This is a genomic window from Moorena sp. SIO1F2, assembly GCF_010672755.1.
GTDB lineage: Bacteria > Cyanobacteriota > Cyanobacteriia > Cyanobacteriales > Coleofasciculaceae > Moorena.
The window spans coordinates 1-1,656 of the sequence record NZ_JAAHFV010000642.1 but is presented as its reverse complement, the minus strand read 5'-3'; the positions used below and the strand labels follow the sequence as shown (position 1 = coordinate 1,656).

At 42.1% G+C, this 1,656-nt stretch carries 2 protein-coding genes and 1 pseudogene; 1 reads left to right on the top strand and 2 read right to left on the bottom strand.

Annotated elements, in window-relative coordinates; translation table 11 throughout:
- Positions 1-187: pseudogene (locus F6J94_RS33690) on the bottom strand (hypothetical protein); the annotation flags it as partial.
- 74 nt (positions 188-261) lie between these two features.
- Positions 262-492 (bottom strand): hypothetical protein, encoded by a 231-nt coding sequence (locus tag F6J94_RS33685; RefSeq protein WP_293048261.1) that lies wholly within the window; start codon positions 490-492, stop codon positions 262-264.
- 568 nt (positions 493-1,060) lie between these two features.
- Between F6J94_RS33685 and F6J94_RS33680 the strand changes: the two genes are divergently transcribed.
- Positions 1,061-1,656: Ig-like domain-containing protein (locus tag F6J94_RS33680; RefSeq protein WP_293048259.1), on the top strand; the 596-nt coding region annotated here is incomplete at its 3' end.

The window sequence follows — 1,656 nt, the reverse complement described above, 5'->3', positions numbered from 1 at the left end:
ATAGGGAATAGGGAATAGGGAATAGGGAATAGGGAATAGGGAATAGGGAATAGGGAATAGGGAATAGGGAATAGGGAATAGGGAATAGGGAATAGGGAATAGGGAATAGGGAATAGGGAATAGGGAACAGGGAACAGCGGCTCTGGGAATAGGGAATAGGGAATAGGTAAAAAACTCTGTACCTCATGACTATGATAAAAGCTATAAAAAAAATCATAATAGTTATATTAAAGTATATATAAAGTCGATTTTCGGTATTGTTTATACCCGTAGAATTATAGGAATTGGTATAATGGTGTTTACAAATTCAAGGGACGAAAGAATGCAGCGAGGTAGCGCGGTTTTGGAGAGCCAGTTGCTGATCTGAATCCCCATCTCCCCATCTCCCCATCTCCCCATCTCCCCACACCTCCCTCTCCCCATCTCCCCATCTCCCCATCTCCCCACACCTCCCTCTCCCCACACTTCCCACACCTCCCACACTTCCCACACCTCCCACACCTCCCTCTCTTTCCCTGATCAGAAGTTCCCTATTCCCTGTTTCCTATTCTCTACCTGCAGCGCGATCGCATTAATTATTCTCTAGTCAGAGAAAATATTGACCAATTTTCATATCCGTAACAATAGGATAAAGTTTTGATAAAATTACTACATTCCATGGTGACATAGTACCCAATTTATGTCATCAATGAATAAAGGATTGTTTGACCGCAAAAACTCAAGCTCTTGGGGGAAGACTATAGTATAGTTCTGAGACTATGTCAGCAAAAGAATTTTGGTGGAGCATCTACGTCATTTAGATAGGTTTTGAAAAACGAAAAATCAAAACCCTGTAACTAATACAGCGGCAGATTGATCATATTTTTCATTAGCTGTAATAATCGGTGCTTTTGTGAAGGTTTAGCATAGTAGTCTATTCTTGCCCATGACTCTGTAAAGGGTATCGGGATCATGGGGATTGAGTGGATATCAACTTGCTAGCGTATTACTTGCTGCCCAAAATTACCAACTAAAATTACCATAGCTTTAAACACAGATAAAGGTTGGAGACTACAAGACTATGACGAGAATTGAAGCCGAAAATTTTTCTAATATAACTAACTTTGTAACTACTGCTAATCCTGATGCCTCCGGGGGCGCACTAATCAGTCTATTTGATCCTGTTACTAATACTGCTTTCCCCCCTGGTACTGCTAGCACAAGCTTTAATCAGCCCACTGGTAGCTATGAAGTAATCATTGGCATCTTTGACGAAATAGATGGAGAAAGCACCGTCGATGTCAGGATTGGCAGTACCGTCTTTCCCACAATCACTCTTAATAATCCTTCCTCTACTGCTAGCGGTATCCCCGAAGCCTCCACTTTCGTCCCTTTGCAGATTAGCTCCAGCACGTTTATCCGTAATGGAGACCTGATCGAGGTTAAAGGTACTACTGATGGTGATGAATTCATCCGATTTGACTATATGGAGTTCAACCTGACCAACGAACTCCCGGTAGCAGTAGATGATACCGCCACAACCACTGAAGATACAACCGTTAAGATTAACGTCTTAGATAATGACAGCGATACTGAGGGAGACAGCACTCTAACTGTTATTAGTGATCCCAGTAATGGTAGTGCAGTAGTAGATGACAATGGTACTCCTGATGATCA